The following is a 16044-nucleotide window of genomic DNA, read 5'->3' as shown; positions in this document are numbered from 1 at the left end:
TCCATTTTTTTGCATAGTGAGGTTATGTATGTGAAACGATATCGACATTTATACTTGTTAAGTTTTACGTTACTCATTTGTTTTGTCGTATTATCACTTTCGTATCATACCGCTTGTATTGAGAAATTTGACAATATAGTCGCACATTTTATTCAAGGCTTTCGAAACGATTATTTGACGACCTATTTTACTTGGGTGTCTTTTATCGGTTCCAAAAGAATATATTTTCCGTTACTCATTATTCTTGTAATGTATTTTCTCGTTAGAAAAAAGTTGCTTAGTGCGTTACTTCTAACAATTAATTACTACGGATCTCGTTATTTAAACAGTATGCTTAAACTATGGTACGAACGAGCAAGACCTGATGTCACGCAGCTGGTTACTGCAACTGGATATAGTTTTCCGAGCGGTCATACGATGAATGCTACTGCTTTTTTAGGATTTATTGCATACGTCACAATTACTGAAGAGCGTATTTCGTTGCATAAAAAGTTATTAATTATTCTTATAGCAAGCTTTGTTGTATTATCTATTTCAGTTAGCCGAATATATCTTGGCGTGCACTATCCATCTGACATATTAGCAGGGTGGGCAGCTGGCGGTAGCTGGCTCGTTTTATGTGTTATATTTCATAAAACGTTCATAAAAAAAGAACCTATGTCAAAATAGGTTCTTTTTTCATTGGTTCAACATGAATGTGTGCATGGTAAATTCCAAACTTTTTGCGGAGCATAGCTTCGATATTATCAGTAATACAGTGACTTTCTCCAACATCCATATGAGCATCTACCTCAATTGTAATATCAACGTACGTTTGATTCCCATACATACGAGCTCTAATATCTACAATGTTTTCCACACCGCCAATATGCTCAATAGCATCAGCATATTCTTCCATTTTATCAGGATCAATTCCATCAGTTAGCATATGAGAAGCTTCTACGAAAATATCCCACGCAGTTTTACAAATAATAAGGCCGACAATTAAAGCGGCAATCGGATCTAAAATAGGCATTTGGAACTGAGAACCGACAATACCTACTACAGTACCAATACTTACGAGTGCATCTGATAAATTATCCTTTGCAGCAGCTTCTAATGATTTACTGTTTGTTCGCGCTGCAATTTTTTTCGTATACAAATACACAAAGTACATAACGACAGCCGAAAATAAAGCGACCCATGCAGCGAGTACGTTAGGCGCTGTTTGTTTCGGATTGAAGAAAGATTGAATGGCACTAATAACAACTTCTAATCCGACTGTTGCCATAATAAAAGAAGCAACAAGTGATGCGATTTGTTCTGCACGTGAATGCCCATATGGATGATCTGGGTCACGAGGTTTACGAGATATTTTTAGTCCAATTAATATGGCCAAAGAAGCACCGATATCCGTTAAGTTATTTAAACCGTCCGCACGTAATGCGCTAGAGAGGGTAATATAACTGATGATGATTTTCATAGAGGATAAAAATATGTAGGCCAGGATGCTGACAATAGCACCTTTATCAGCTTCTTTATGAGAAAGAGTATCCATTTTAATCACTCACCTTTCTTTAAAGGAATTTCTTTCTATATATAGAGTATCAAACGAAAGTCGTGTGGGTCTATACAAACATTGTTGACGTTTTATAGCTTTTTAAGAAGGGGATAACAAAGTTTCGTGAAGGAAAAATATGTTGAAAAGTACAAAGTGAGGGTGTGAACTTAATTGGAGTTTATTTACTATGAAAGAGATAGGAGAGTAGATGGATGAAGAAATGAATACGTTTCTTACTATGTATTATTCTTATAATCACTGGATGCAATTCATTAAACGATGAAAATATGAAGGATTATCCTATTTCTAAATTATTAATATTGACTTTTAAAGGATACGATGGATTAAATGAGGGTTTTTTTATGAACATAGATGACAAATAAATAATCAATGGGATTCATAATCCGTTAAATAAAATGGAAAAACAAAAGGGAAGTGGCGAAACAAATTCGAAAGATACTTGTGAAAAATGATGAAAACCCTCTGAAAAATATGTTTCAGAGGGTTTTCATTTTAGTATGCTTCTAAAAACTCAGTAACTTGCTCTTCAGTTTTTGCGTTAGCACTATGTAAGTGGCCTAGTTTCTCACCATTTTGGTATACAAGTAAACTTGGAATACCCATTACTTGATACTCTTCAGCGATACTTGGAAACTCATCTTTATTAATAGAATACCATTCAAATTTATTGAACTCTTCCATTACATCTCCGATAAAGTTGTCCATGCGAACACAATCTGGACACCATGTAGTAAAGAACTTAACAATTACTGGCTCCTCACTTGCGATGATGTCTTTGAATTCTTGTTCTGTTTTAATTTCTTTCATAAGTAAAACTCCTTTCAATATCACACGAATTTATATACAAAATTCGTATTTGCAAATATGTTGCAAACTTATTATTTGTTTTTTAGTTTTGTGGTTCGTTCACACTTATAAAAATGTATTTTAAATTGTATGTAACATGACTACGCTACTAAGTATGAAAATAACGGAACCTCACTTTTCTTTATAAGCTTTTTCTAGGATTGTGTCAAATTTTTGAATTTTATACAGAAACTAAAGAAGACCACACTTTGATAGAGTATGGGCAGAGGGACTAAAATTAATCGGTTATTAATTTCGAATAGATATTTAAATCGATAAGATTCCCAGCTGATTTTTCACTCTTTCTCAGCGTCCCTTCAAAAGTAAAGTTTAATTTTTCTAATACTTTTATGGAATTCACATTTTCAGGCTCAATTTTTGCTTCAACACGATATAGTTTCAGATGTGTAAAAGCATAATCTAATAAAGAGGATATTGCTTCAGGTGCATATCCTTTACCCCAAAATGTTTTCAAAATCTAAGGAATTATAACCACATGAACCGATAATTTGATTAGATTCTTTTTCAATAATAGTAAAACGTATAGCTTTATTATTTTGAGCGAGTTCGTTAAGGAAATGAATCATATCTTTTGCTTGATTTTCATCAGTGAAGTTACTTATATTCATGAATTTAATAACATCAGGATCAGACCATATTTTAAACATACTTAATGAATCAGATTCATGCATTTGCCTTAAATATAATCTCTGTGTGTGTAGTTCTGTAATCAATACTTTTACCTCCGTTATGTTGTAGTGATAGGTAGATTAAAAATATTGATATCTGTGCATAATTCAGTCCCTTCTAGATTAATTAACTTTTATTATACAAGAAAATAACTAAATTGAACAAAGGCGCTAATTGGGAGGTAACGAAATGACAAACTCATCAATCGAATATTCCGTGCAGTGTTATTAAGAAAGTGGATTTTGTGAATGCATTTGTAATGAATGCAGTGGTGATCTACACGAATGTGATTGTGAAGATAAATAAATTGGAGGGGAGGAACGGAATGAAATCGAAGAGTACGTGGGCTAAAGCATCCATAATAGGTGCTTTTTCGTCGTTGTATAGAAAATCCATGTTAAACATATTAAGTAATATCAAGCATAGAATGATTAAGAAAGATTCCGTGATATCGCTGTATTTTGGCGTTATCACTAAGCTTTCGAGAAAGTATCTATATAATGAAAGTGGTGTTTAAAGATGGAGCGAGATGATAATTACTTACGAGCTAAAAAAAGGGTGGAGAATTTAAAAGCATTTTACATTCATTTAACCATCTACATACTAATCAATCTGATGCTTTTTTTTATAAATGTAACCTCGGATTCAAGTAAATTATGGTTTTTATATCCACTTGGAGGTTGGGGAATAGGTATTGTTATACACGGCTTGACAACTTTTCCAATTGGGATATTCGGAAAAGAATGGGAAGAACGAAAGATTAAAGAATATATGGAGAAAGATAAGTAAAGGGCATCTAAGTTGGGTGCTTTTTTATTTTACAAAGAAATAACCCCGAAGCTCCATATCCTTTCATGATAATATAAAGTGAAGAGTGGACCACCTCCCTCTAATTATTAGCGCACACTAATCAGGTTTTACAGTTAGTTAATTTTTCACCTAACTTTCTCGTATGTACTGAATTTTAATGTGGAAGTGTTCGTTAATGCGAGATAAAAGAAAATAGAGGATATATGAATGCTTGTATTAGGTTTTATGTTAATTGGTTTAGGTATTTTTATTGTTTGCCTAACTGTAATTGATGGAATCAGAGAGACAAAGGAACATGGTTTCAGTGGAATTAAAGATTTTATAATTTTAGTGCTGGTGCGCATTGTAGATATAATTAGTGATTTATGGGGATTCCGATTGCTATTCATATTGATAGGATTGGTATGTATCGGATTTGGCGTTGCTATTTTAATAGTAGAAATGTAGTAAAAGATGAGTAAAGGACATCTAATTAGGATGTCTTTTTATTTTAATTAAAAAAATTGAATAAGGTTAGATAGAAATTATATGATTGTAATGGAAATTAAGGGATATTAATAAAAAAATTTTATCCCGCATTAACGGGCAGTCAGACCCCCACCTCAAAATTCAGCGGAAGCAAAGAAGTTAGGTGGGGGCGGGCTGCTCGTAAAAGCCCGATTGGTGAGGGCTTATAATCAGTGGGGGATGAACAAAACCCCTAATAAAGTTTCACTTTATTAGGGGTTTGCCTTAAACATTTATTACAGTCAAGAATATTTATAATAATATGAACAAAAAAACAGGTCCAATTTTTGGAATGGTGGAGGGGATTATTGTGGACATAACTCAAAGCGTGGCAAGAATAGTGGTTAATGGGAAAGACCTTTCTTTCACTTCAGTTCAAACCTCTGCATGGAATCATGGACCTGTAAATGATTTAATTGTTACGACGAATCAGAGAGTAAATGAGCTTTATCAATTCATGTGGTCACAAGTACCGGTTACGATTTCGGTATATTTTCTTCAAGGGGCGGATTTACTGAGGTTCGTTAGGGTCGCTGGGATTGATGAGCGTGTAAGGGGAGAATATGTATATCATTTCATTTGGTGATAAGAAGAATTCAAAGTAGTCTAGCAGCTACTTTTTTATTTTGTTATTTGAATATAAGCGAGCGGACTAGATTTATAGTACCCACTGCAATAACGAATCATAAAATAATTTATACGGAAGTGAGTTGAAAACCATGTTTTATTCATATTTTAATTCTCAAGCTGGCTTACGACCAGCTTATGGTACATCTATAACGTATAGTGGAGCACAAAGTACAATCCAAGCTATTCAACAAGCATTGCAGATGCAACAACAAATGCAGCAGCAAGGTGTACCACCATATTATTCATCCGTAGAGTATTTTTACCCAGTACATCATGTTACACCATACGGAAGTTCTTTTCTTACTATTCCGTATGGGACTGTATACAGTTTATAAATAGAAAGGAAACAATTTGTGTATATAAATAAGGGTGCAAAGAGCACCCTTATGAGCAATAAAAATAGCTAGTCCAAACGTTATAAATCAGCCTTACATAATATGTAGTAATAAGTTTGAAAGGGGAACTAGTATGTCTTGCTATTACTACTGTAAGTATTGTAAGGAGTATAAAAAGAAGCATCACGATTGTCGTAAGAACACTGGTAAGTGTCATGATAACAAGGACAATCTTGTTAGAGCATCAGCATTTAGAGCTAGAAGTACTGTGGATCAAAATGTTCCTGCGAATACTTTTGTGAAAGTGTTATTCCAAAATGAACAATTTGATTTAGCGAATGAGTATAATCCAGCAACATCTATTTTTACGCCGAAGACTAAAGGAGTATATTCTATTATTGGAACGATTGGTTTCTTTCCTAACGATCCGACTTTAAATTATAGAGCACGGGTAGAAATTCGTGTGAACGGTAATGCGGCAATAGCTATAGATAATGACTTTTTTGGTCCAATAGGTTTTGGAAATGCAGTAAGTGTTTCGACTATAATTCAATTGAATGAAGGAGATCAAGTTGAGGTTTATGCACAAAGCAGCATAGATGGAGTTTTAAGTGCGACAGAAGATGGTGCACATTTTGAAGGTGCAAGATTTCCTTCTCCTATTAAATAAAGTAGGTAAACAAAAAGTTAATAGCAGTTTAAAAAACCTCACCAAAAAGGTGGGGATTTTTTTATTAATAATAGTAAAAGCTCGTCCACGCTTTTCTAATCAGTCTTACATAGAATGTAATAATAAATGAAAAGGGGGACTTACTACGTCTAAGTATTGTAAAGATTCAACAAAGAAAAATCATAGTTGTTGTAGGAAAAGTAGTCAATGTGATAGGGAATATGTAAAGGTGAAGTGTTGTGATGATAAGAAAGAGGAGCTTGTAAGGGCGTCTGCATTTAGGGCTGTGAATACAGTTAATCAACCTGTTCTAGCAAATACGTCTGTTAAAGTATTATTTCAAAATGAACAATTTGATTTAGCAAATGAATATAATCCAGTAACATCCACTTTTACGCCGAAGACTAGAGGGGTATATAGTGTATTAGGAAATATAACATTTTCTCCAAATGATTTTAATGTGAATTACAGAGCTAGAGTAGAAATTCGTATAAATGGAAATCCAGCAATAGCGATAGATAATGATTTCTTTGGGGCAGGAGTATTTTTTAATAATGATGTTTCAGTAACTTCTATTCTTCAATTAGAAGCAGGAGATTTAGTTGAAATTTTTGCGGAAAGTAGTATTGCAGGCGTAATTGTACAAAATGTTAATGGTTTAAATACGGTTCACTTTGAAGCAGCAAGATTTCCTTCGCCAATTAAATAAAACAGATCATTAAATGTTTTTTAGTAGGTTTAGTTAATCCCCTTACCAGATGGTGGGGGGATTGTTATTGTTTTTCTAAAATATATAAGTAAATAGGTTAAGTATAGTTTAATTTGTAGGAGCTTCGGCCTTCTTCGGGTAATAAACAGAATCATACGAAATAAGTAACATGGTTGTGAAAGCTCGTATAATCACTTTTTTTCTTTACTATATAGAAATTACATATTTGAAAATAGGTTTGAGTAGGTAATGCTAATACACTGAAAAGAATAACATAAAGGCGATTACACTATATAAAAACAAAATCAATCCTAAGATGAGTAGTATTGGATGTAACTTGAACATATTTGACCTCCTTGAGTATATAAAGAATTTTAATATATTGTTGGCTTATTTAGAAGGGAAATTTATGAGATGGATGACGAATATATAAAAAAAGAGCATACATAAAAAGTATGCTCCAAAGAAAGATAGGTTTTATGAGTGGATAATCTCCATACGATAATATATGCTCATTTAATGAAAACGTGTAAAGAATCAATAAATTATCAATGGAATATCATGAAATGAGTAATTTTAGTCTAGGAATGTAATTATTTTCTTTCTTAGTTATTTTAGGTAACAAAGTTGTGAAAATCGTGCATTATGCGGACTAACAACGGGATAATGATCGTACTTCCGTTATATATTTCTTAAAGTCTGGATATTGCGTGATAGTTTGACATTTAGGGGTGCATAGTTGATTAATTATAGATCTATTTGTAATTACTTCGTTACAAGGACCGAAAAATGTGATTTTTAGTTTTGAATTCGGTGGAACTTTAAATACGATAGGTTTTTTTTTCACGAAATCAGCTCCTAATATTTCACAATATATATGCGTCACCTTTTTATTTAAATGATTATTAAGGTGTATTTATATAATATGAAATCTTAGTTAAGTTGATTATAATATAGAGCCTCATGACCATATAAGTACTTAAATATATGAAAAAAGCTGAGAATACTATATGAAATGTTTCATTAATATAATATGAAAAATGAGTTGTTTATCTAATGCATTTTTTGCCTTCATACATATTATGGTAGTGAGAATTGTATGAGGAGGTAAGAAAAGAATGCAAGAAAATGTACAAGCTCAACCTCAACTTTCACCGCCGTGGATCACATATTTTAATGAATTAGTAAACTCAATAGGTGCTGATCCAACTGTTACAGTTGGTCCACTTATTCCAGTTGGCGGGAATTTTATTATTTTAGTGCATGCGTTAAGTAATGAAAAAGCGATAGCATTAGCAACGCTTCTAAAATCTTTTGTAGAATTTGGGAATGTAAGTGTGACAGTTATTGTAACGAATAATGAAAATCAAATTGTAAATCCAACTCCTTGTCCACTAGATGCATTTGAAATTGCACATTTATTTTTAGTAGCACTAGAAAGTAATCCGTATTTTGATCAAGTTGTGGTACAGCCTCAGTTCCCTGGTGGATCGAACGTTGTCTTTCCAGTTTTTAAAGCGGAAGTGATTCAATTTTTTAATGACGATATTTCAAATCTATGTCAAACGTTTACAGGTGTTGCTGCAAATGTATTTCATGATGTCATGCAGGATGAGATTTGTGGTATCCCAATTTTATTTTCCACAAATTGCGTTATGAGCAGTGAAAACCAAAAATTACAAAACGCAGATTTAGCACCAAAGTTATTTTATTAAACTGCAAAAAGACATTTTCATTAATAGAAAATGTCTTTTTATATGCACCAAAGTCATTTTTTCTAGCTAATTGTAAGTTAGCGATTAGTAGGTGATGAACAAATCGCCCGCTAATTAAAGTTTTTCTAAAAATCAGCATGTAAAGATAGTAATTTTGACTTAAGAATATATAGAAAATGAGGGATGAATTTTTTTTAGTTGAAAGGGAATTGATACTGGAAGTTTTAATTTAATAATGTAGGGCAATTTTTTCTACTATCCGTAAAAAATAATCGATACCTTAACTGATATGATGAGGCTACATAACAAATGAATAGTAAGGTGTATTTCGAATGTTTTATGCGGCATACATGTTAAAGTTAATAGAAATATTTCTGAAAGAGAATATATTTTGAAAAACAGTAAAGATTCTCTTTATTTATATTATAGATAGCTAGTTTTAGGGAGATGAGGCTTACAATAAAACAAGCTATGAATAGGGCATTAAAAAGGAGCTGGAATGTATGGGTTATATTGTAGATATTTCAAAATGGAATGGAACTATCAATTGGGATATTGCGGCATCTCAGCTAGATTTAGTGATAGCTAGAGTTCAAGATGGCTCGAATACGGTGGATTTTATGTATCAAAATTATGTTAGTGAAATGAAAAATCATAGTATCCCCTTTGGTAATTATGCCTTTTGCCGTTTTATATCTATTGCTGATGCAAAGAAAGAGGCACAAGATTTTTGGAATCGTGGTGATAAATCTGCTAAGTTTTGGGTGGCGGACGTAGAGGTTCAGACAATGGTAGATATGCAAGGTGGGACACAGGCATTTATTGATGAATTACACCGTTTAGGTGCGGAAAAAGTAGGGTTATATGTAGGGCATCACACGTATTTATCATTTGGAGCACGTAATATTGAAGCTGATTTCGTATGGATCCCTCGTTATGGAGGGAATAAACCAGCATATCCATGTGATATTTGGCAATATACGGATTCAGGGAATGTTCCTGGGATTGGGAAATGTGATCTGAATCGATTAGTAGGAAATAAGTCACTTTCTTGGTTTATAGATTCGAACCAAGAAAATCAATCTAACATAGTGTTTACACAGCAACCGAATGGCATTGGTATTGCAGCTTCGAAATATCCTGATGGATACGGAATAAATTTATATGAAAATCCTACGAATCCTCAATTTACAGGTGCACTCACTCAGAAAATCCCATATTTAATTTTGGCAGGTTATTGGGGGGGCGGTGAGCAAGATATGATTTGTTTAGGGAACGATAAGCAGTGGGCATATTTAAAACATTTTGATGTGAAATGGTTTTATGCAACTGCGAAATATCCTGTCGGCTATGGAGTAAATTATTATGAAGAGCCCGAATGTATAAATTATAAAGGAAATATAGATGGATCGACACCTTTTCGAGTATGGGGTAGAGTGGGGAATGCGGTAGATATCGGGCAAAATAGTTGGATACCTGAAGAACATGTAATAATTAAGTAATTATATAGCTGCTATATTGTTTTTGAGGAGTATGTAAAGAGTCTTCTTACTATGTATAGTAAGAAGACTCTTTATGTTTAAAAATGAAAATACATGATACATAGTCAACTTATATGAAATGAATTACATGCAGAAAACACACTGTTTTCACAATGACTGTGTATAGTTAATTTTGCATAATGATAAAAGTGAGGTATTTGAATTGAAAAAGAAAAAGATATTTATTGGAACGATTATTTCATGCGTGATGCTAGTATTATCTGCATGTGGTTCCTCAGACAATGTAGTAACATCAAAAATCGGAAATGTTTCAGAGAAAGAGTTAAGTAAAGAATTGCGACAAAAATATGGAGAAAGTACTTTATATCAAATGATGTTAAATAAGGCATTACTAGATAAATATAAAGTTTCAGATGAGGAAGCGCAAAAACAAGTAAAAGAAGCAAAAGATAAAATGGGTGACAATTTTAAATCGACTTTAGAGCAAGTTGGATTGAAAAACGAAGATGAATTAAAAGAGAAAATGAAACCAGAAATTGCATTTGAGAAAGCGATTAAAGCGACTGTTACAGAGAAAGATGTGAAAGATAACTATAAACCAGAAATAAAGGTAAGTCACATTTTAGTAAAAGATGAAAAAACTGCTAAAGAAGTAAAAGAGAAAGTTAATAATGGTGAAGATTTTGCTGCCTTAGCAAAACAGTATTCAGAAGATACTGGTTCAAAGGAACAGGGCGGGGAAATATCTGGTTTTGCTCCTGGGCAGACAGTGAAAGAATTTGAGGAAGCTGCATATAAATTAGATGCAGGACAAGTGAGTGAGCCAGTAAAAACATCTTATGGTTACCATATTATTAAAGTGACTGATAAAAAAGAATTGAAACCATTTGATGAAGTAAAGGATAAAATTCGTAAAGATTTAGAACAGCAAAGACTACAAGATACAACAGGTAAATGGAAACAACAAGTAGTCAATGATTTATTGAAAGATGCTGATATCAAGGTTAACGATAAAGAATTTAAAGGTACATTTGAATTTCTAGAAAAGAAATAATGACTGTAATCATAATTAGAAACGGGAACTCATATAGAGTTCCCGTTTCTAATTAGTGTGTGAGTTATAAATAGATAGTAAGACAATACAATATTACATTTAAATATTAAGAATTACAATGGAAAATTATAGGCGGAATTTAAAGAGGGTTATAATTATTTCAATGAAAGTTGATATTATACTGTTTTCATTATGCAAGTTTATTAAATATATTTACTCTTTTATAATGGATATCGAACATAATTTGAAAAATAATACATAGAATGTCTTTGAATAAATATTTAAAATGGATAGTTAGTAAAAAGCTGAGCATTCGATTGGAAAGGATGTTCTTTTTGTTGTGAAAATTTTAGGATAAAGAATAAATCGCTTTAAATGTGTCATTTACCACATCAATAAATTAAGGTGGGGAGAATATATGAAAGTAATCTTTCAGGGAGAGGGCGGCGCGAAAATTTTCGAGTTATATGATGAAAATGTAAGTGATTTATTAGCTATATTAAAAGAAACGAAAGGAATTAAAATCGGGATGGTTGAGTATAAAGTGTTAAAGTACGAACTTAATTATTTTCGTCATCCGAAAAAAGCGGATACAGAGAGAGAGTTACATATAATAGTACAACCTAAGTATATGTAATAAAAACCATTGATTCAGCTTGGTTAAGTTTCATAGTGTATGTAAGAAAAGAGAGCATTATAAATGCTCTCTTTTCTTGCGTTTTGTGAGTTCGTTCATCATAGTATATGTTTTTAGTTATAGATGGTTAATAAACTAAAAAATTTAAAAGTTTTTAATTTAGGCAGGGATTTTATATTTGAGTAAACAAATATACTATGAAGTATTTTTTATACGAATATTGGAGGAATATAAAATGAGTTTAGCAAGTTATATAGGCTGTAACGTAGAAATTCCATTAACGGATCCAGAATCTAATGATGTAATTGTTTTTGGACCGTGTTTTTCAGATGAAAGTATGCTTGAAATTGTACAAGAGTATCAATTCCAAACAACCTATACATATGAGATTTCAACTAATTGGGGAATTGAACTTGTCGAGTGGCAAAACTTAAAGGAAAAGAAAGCCGCGAAAGAAAAACTTTTAACTTTATGCAAGATTATGGAAGGGTATTTGAAAGATGGAGACTATTTTGAATTATTTAGTTGTTGGGTTGGTGATGAAGATCAGGAACGAGTAGGAGAATTGAAATTAAAAATAAATCATTTTAATATAGATGAATTATGTATTCCGGAAAGAACATTAGTTAGGATAGAAAAATAGACTTGGAAATATTTTTTAGAAAAAGGCGAGTTCACTTTGTGTGAAGTCGCCTTTTAGTTGTTACATGTATTTCATTTCACATAAGGAATGAGAAGTTTATTTGATAAAGGAAAAAAGAAAGTATGCATATAAATAAAATTGTGTTTTTGTTAAAAATAATAAGTATGGCTCTTCTCAAAAGAACGTAAGTTCGTGTATAATAAGAACTAATGTTCTTTTAAGAGGTAACCTAATTATAGTTTAGAAGTAAATACGAGTTTAGTAAGTATTAAAAATAACTAAGAGATAGTATGACTAAATAAATGTATAAATGATCAAGGAGATAAAAAATGAACGATGTAAAGATACAAAAAGAAAAAAGAGAGTGGGTTCCGTTTACAATAATGTCCGAGCAACTTTTAAATATGCGAAAGATTATTGGGGAGAAATTAAAAGTAAAAAAACCACTTTTAACAAACGAAGCAAAAGAGAGAATTTCTGATAAATTATTAACTTCATTACTGTCTGAGAAAGAAATGTTGGTAACATATTTTGAAGATGGCTACATACTAACAAGCTACATGACAGTTGTACATATAAATCCGGTAAACCACATTGTAATGTGTACAGACGCCTTTTATAAAACTTACGTATTTAACGCTATGGATATTATTGAAATAACGTAAAAGAAGCTCAATATTAAATGTCAGCTTCTTTTATTTATGGTTTATGAGATGAAAAAGAAAAATAATACAAGAAAAAGCAGCTAGCTTCATGCTAGCTGCTGAGCCCCAGGGAAAGGGAGAAAAAGATAGGGTACTCCAAAAATCAACAATAGCTGTCAAACAGCCTGATTATAGTATAGACAAATTAAAATTTTCTATACAAAAAGATGAACATAAGATTAGGCTGTACCCACTTGGTTTTGATCTGCAAGGTCAGAATCAAATGTATTGGTCGCGCTAACACCGCTAAAAGTATTCACAACAAAACCAACGTTTGATGCGCCAGAACCATTATAAGCTTTCGTATTTTCTTTCGGAGAAACGTTGTAGAAATCACCTAAGTTAAATGAACCATTACTATTTTGTACAACTAAATTTCCTACAACTGATGGCATAATTTTCACCTGCTTTATAATAAGTTGTTAACATTACTATATGGAGTTATAGTCCAGATGGTTCATACAATAAAAAGTGTGGAATAGTAAAACGTTTGAAGCATGGTTTTCAATAAAAGTGTGTTAAGATTAATATAAAGCTGAGTAATTTTAAAAGTAGATTTGTATAATTGATATATATGGACATAAAGGAGGCAAAATGTAATGAATAATATTATGAAAAAAGTTGATTTAACAGATGCCAAATCAAGTAATCTTGTTGCGCTAATTTATAGTAATGAAGTTATATTAGTTGAAGACGCATTTTGTCCAAATGAAATAAAATTAAAGTTTAATGAAATTGCAATTTTATCTGCAATTAAAACAGCTCATATTGCGAAAGTGGCTATTAGGAAAGAACTTGAAGCGCTTTTTCATGATACGGGTGTTATATTAGTGAAACAAAATGTTGATTATGGTAGTAGCCAATCTATTACCATGCATTTTGAGCAATTTAAAAAATTGCAATATGAGATTGAACGTTTAAATAAAAGTATGTAATAAGGCTGCTAAATAAAGATTTTATCATAAAGGTGGAATGTATTGTGTTGAAAAAGTGGTTTGAAAATTATTTGGGTGAATCACATTGTAAACATAAATATATTTTTATTAAGATGCAGGATAATGAGGATTTTAAAAAAGGTACATTAGGTGTAGTTTATATGTACCAGTGTGAGAAATGTGGAAAAGAGAAGTTGAAATTTAAGAACAATAATGAAATAAACAATGAATTTTTAGATATATAGCAAAAAGTAACCATAATGGTTACTTTTTTGTTTATGTATGTAATATCAAAAACATTACTAAAGTATGAGGTGAGTTGATACTTTAGTAAATAGCTGAATAAAAATGAAGAGAGTAAGATAGGAGTAAGGAGGATGAGAGAAATGAAGCGAAAAGACATTGGAAAATCTGTAATTATTACAGGTGTGACGCAAGGTTTGGGACGTGCTATGGTTGATCGATTTCATGAGTTAGGGTGGAACATATATGGTTGTGGACGCTCAAAAGATAAAATTGAAGAACTAAGAAAACGGTACAGTAAGATACATGATTTTCAAGTAATTGATGTTTCAGATTCTCAGCAAGTTAACAATTGGGCAAATGATATACTTAATAGACATAAAGCTCCCGATTTTTTAATAAATAATGCATCGATTGTAAATCAAAATGCACAACTTTGGAAAATTACGGCTCAAGAATTCGAAAATGTAATGAATATAAACGTGAACGGTGTAGTAAATGTAATAAGAGCATTTGTTCCAGCGATGGTAGCTAGGAAAGAAGGAATTATTATTAATATGAGTTCTAGTTGGGGGAGAGAAGGTGAGGCTGAGCTTGCGCCATATTGTGCCTCGAAATTTGCAATTGAAGGTATCACGAAATCTATGGCGCTGGAATTGCCCTATGGCATGGCTGTAGTTGCTCTAGATCCAGGAGGGAGCATTCGTACTCCAATGCTGAAGTCATGTGCACCACAATATATAAATGAATCACCCACACTTGAAACTTGGTCACATAAAGCAATTCAATATATATTGAATATAACAATAGATAAAAATGGAGATTCATTGACATGCCCAGCATGCATATAAAAAGCACCTTAAAGGTGCTTTTTATATTAGTAGTACATTATATCATTCACAAAATTACATATGAAAAATAAAATAAAAGATTAAGGGTGAGATTTGTTTGCTTTGAAAGCTTTAGAAAATATTTAAATAGGTGATAAAAATGAATCCAAGCGGTTTAAAAGTGACAGGGGCATGGTTTCAGGTGGGAGGGAACCTTACAGCTGCTATTGGAACGACAAGAGGATTTATTGGAGAAGAGAAAGTTGAATCGGATCTTGTTATTGTAGGGAGCTCATTACAAGCCCTCGGGTATATATTACAAATTATTGCGAGCAAGTATGATGACGGGGAAGGAAAAACAGAAAATCAAAATATAGGCTTAGAGAATCGAAGCAAATTAATTGATAAAATAGGAATTGAGTTATTAGCATTAGGGAATATATCAAATGTAATAGGAACATATTTTAATATAAATGAACAATTGAAAGAAAATGATTATCTTATCATTGTAGGGAACAGTTTACAATCGATTGGAGCTTTTTTAGGAGTAGAAGCAGCTTTGATGGATATAAATGTATTACAGAAAATTATTATACTAGGTAATTCCATGCAAAGTTTAGGAGCTGGATTACAAGCCTATCAAGGTGTTTCAAATGTATTGAAAGAAGAGAGGGATAATGAAGATAGTATTTTTGATAAGAAGAATGAGAGAATAATTGCACTCATTGGTATTTGGATACAAGCGATAGGAACGGTAATTTCTGCAATTGGAGTAACTGCAATAGAGGAAGAAAATAGGTTAGAAAACAATGAAAAAGTTGAAATGCTTATATAAATAGAAGGAGATACATTTTCATGTTATAGGCATGTTAAGATTGAAATAGTAGTAGGTTTTTTTGCCTATAGATAGAATATATAAAGGAAGAGATGTTATAAATACTTAATGAAAATTTGTGTAACGCCAACATCATAAGATTTCTTTTCGTATATTTTGAAAAGTGATATATAAAATACAAAATAAGG

At 32.0% G+C, this 16044-nt stretch carries 21 protein-coding genes and 1 pseudogene; 17 read left to right on the top strand and 5 right to left on the bottom strand.

The window, feature by feature from the left end; genetic code table 11:
* The first annotated feature begins 30 nt into the window (after positions 1–30).
* Entirely contained in the window at positions 31–669 is a 639-nt protein-coding gene (locus COK05_RS06530; protein ID WP_141538917.1) for a phosphatase PAP2 family protein, read from the top strand.
* Here the strand turns inward: COK05_RS06530 and COK05_RS06525 are convergent.
* The 3 genes and pseudogenes from COK05_RS06525 to COK05_RS06515 all read right to left on the bottom strand — a co-directional run bounded on the left by COK05_RS06525 (position 656) and on the right by COK05_RS06515 (position 3141).
* Complete coding sequence (locus COK05_RS06525; RefSeq protein WP_141538915.1) at positions 656–1537, bottom strand: cation diffusion facilitator family transporter; 882 nt, start codon at positions 1535–1537, stop codon at positions 656–658. The genes COK05_RS06530 and COK05_RS06525 overlap by 14 nt on opposite strands.
* Before the next feature lie 516 nt (positions 1538–2053).
* Positions 2054–2368 (bottom strand): thioredoxin family protein, encoded by a 315-nt coding sequence (locus tag COK05_RS06520; protein ID WP_098611931.1) that lies wholly within the window; start codon positions 2366–2368, stop codon positions 2054–2056.
* Between the two features lie 277 nt (positions 2369–2645).
* A pseudogene (locus tag COK05_RS06515) lies at positions 2646–3141 on the bottom strand (GNAT family N-acetyltransferase).
* A gap of 475 nt (positions 3142–3616) precedes the next feature.
* On the opposite strand from COK05_RS06515, the gene COK05_RS06505 reads away from it, so the two are divergent.
* The 6 genes from COK05_RS06505 to COK05_RS06480 all read left to right on the top strand — a co-directional run bounded on the left by COK05_RS06505 (position 3617) and on the right by COK05_RS06480 (position 6758).
* Positions 3617–3886, top strand: a complete 270-nt coding sequence (locus COK05_RS06505) for a 2TM domain-containing protein (protein ID WP_098611929.1) — start codon at positions 3617–3619, stop codon at positions 3884–3886.
* A 228-nt stretch (positions 3887–4114) separates the two neighbouring features.
* Complete coding sequence (locus COK05_RS06500; protein ID WP_098611928.1) at positions 4115–4354, top strand: hypothetical protein; 240 nt, start codon at positions 4115–4117, stop codon at positions 4352–4354.
* 370 nt (positions 4355–4724) lie between these two features.
* A complete protein-coding gene (locus COK05_RS06495) occupies positions 4725–5000 on the top strand; it encodes a hypothetical protein (RefSeq protein WP_142346085.1) in 276 nt (91 codons plus the stop codon).
* A 133-nt stretch (positions 5001–5133) separates the two neighbouring features.
* A complete protein-coding gene (locus tag COK05_RS06490; protein ID WP_098611927.1) occupies positions 5134–5379 on the top strand; it encodes a DUF3947 family protein in 246 nt (81 codons plus the stop codon).
* Positions 5380–5512: 133 nt separating this feature from the next.
* Positions 5513–6049, top strand: coding sequence for a C1q-like domain-containing protein (locus COK05_RS06485; protein ID WP_098611926.1), 537 nt, complete (start codon positions 5513–5515; stop codon positions 6047–6049).
* A gap of 229 nt (positions 6050–6278) precedes the next feature.
* Entirely contained in the window at positions 6279–6758 is a 480-nt protein-coding gene (locus COK05_RS06480) for an ABC transporter permease (protein ID WP_098611925.1), read from the top strand.
* Between the two features lie 652 nt (positions 6759–7410).
* Here the strand turns inward: COK05_RS06480 and COK05_RS06475 are convergent.
* Entirely contained in the window at positions 7411–7605 is a 195-nt protein-coding gene (locus tag COK05_RS06475; protein ID WP_098611924.1) for a hypothetical protein, read from the bottom strand.
* Between the two features lie 271 nt (positions 7606–7876).
* Here COK05_RS06475 and COK05_RS06470 point away from each other — a divergent pair, with 271 nt between their 5' ends.
* The 6 genes from COK05_RS06470 to COK05_RS06445 all read left to right on the top strand — a co-directional run bounded on the left by COK05_RS06470 (position 7877) and on the right by COK05_RS06445 (position 12974).
* Positions 7877–8473, top strand: a complete 597-nt coding sequence (locus tag COK05_RS06470; RefSeq protein ID WP_098611923.1) for a hypothetical protein — start codon at positions 7877–7879, stop codon at positions 8471–8473.
* Positions 8474–8976: 503 nt separating this feature from the next.
* Positions 8977–9975, top strand: coding sequence for a glycoside hydrolase family 25 protein (locus tag COK05_RS06465; protein ID WP_098611922.1), 999 nt, complete (start codon positions 8977–8979; stop codon positions 9973–9975).
* 202 nt (positions 9976–10177) lie between these two features.
* On the top strand, positions 10178–11029 hold the full coding sequence (locus tag COK05_RS06460; protein ID WP_098611921.1) for a peptidylprolyl isomerase PrsA: 852 nt from the start codon (positions 10178–10180) through the stop codon (positions 11027–11029).
* A gap of 418 nt (positions 11030–11447) precedes the next feature.
* On the top strand, positions 11448–11666 hold the full coding sequence (locus COK05_RS06455) for a hypothetical protein (RefSeq protein WP_098611920.1): 219 nt from the start codon (positions 11448–11450) through the stop codon (positions 11664–11666).
* Positions 11667–11901: 235 nt separating this feature from the next.
* Positions 11902–12309 (top strand): hypothetical protein, encoded by a 408-nt coding sequence (locus tag COK05_RS06450; protein ID WP_098611919.1) that lies wholly within the window; start codon positions 11902–11904, stop codon positions 12307–12309.
* A gap of 329 nt (positions 12310–12638) precedes the next feature.
* On the top strand, positions 12639–12974 hold the full coding sequence (locus COK05_RS06445; protein WP_098611918.1) for a YolD-like family protein: 336 nt from the start codon (positions 12639–12641) through the stop codon (positions 12972–12974).
* A gap of 218 nt (positions 12975–13192) precedes the next feature.
* Here COK05_RS06445 and gerPF read toward each other — a convergent pair whose 3' ends face one another.
* A complete protein-coding gene (gene gerPF / locus COK05_RS06440; RefSeq protein WP_001141569.1) occupies positions 13193–13408 on the bottom strand; it encodes a spore germination protein GerPF in 216 nt (71 codons plus the stop codon).
* Positions 13409–13612: 204 nt separating this feature from the next.
* On the opposite strand from gerPF, the gene COK05_RS06435 reads away from it, so the two are divergent.
* From COK05_RS06435 to COK05_RS06420, 4 genes are all read left to right on the top strand, one after another.
* Positions 13613–13948 (top strand): hypothetical protein, encoded by a 336-nt coding sequence (locus COK05_RS06435; protein ID WP_098611917.1) that lies wholly within the window; start codon positions 13613–13615, stop codon positions 13946–13948.
* A gap of 44 nt (positions 13949–13992) precedes the next feature.
* Positions 13993–14193, top strand: coding sequence for a hypothetical protein (locus COK05_RS06430; RefSeq protein WP_098611916.1), 201 nt, complete (start codon positions 13993–13995; stop codon positions 14191–14193).
* A gap of 141 nt (positions 14194–14334) precedes the next feature.
* A complete protein-coding gene (locus tag COK05_RS06425) occupies positions 14335–15042 on the top strand; it encodes an SDR family oxidoreductase (protein WP_098611915.1) in 708 nt (235 codons plus the stop codon).
* Between the two features lie 139 nt (positions 15043–15181).
* On the top strand, positions 15182–15856 hold the full coding sequence (locus COK05_RS06420; protein WP_098611914.1) for a DUF6944 family repetitive protein: 675 nt from the start codon (positions 15182–15184) through the stop codon (positions 15854–15856).
* Positions 15857–16044: the final 188 nt, after the last annotated feature.

It is taken from the genome of Bacillus cereus (assembly GCF_002567495.1).
Lineage (GTDB): Bacteria > Bacillota > Bacilli > Bacillales > Bacillaceae_G > Bacillus_A > Bacillus_A cereus_AQ.
The sequence above is the reverse complement of the archived record's forward strand: the minus strand, read 5'-3'. Positions and strand labels throughout refer to the sequence as shown.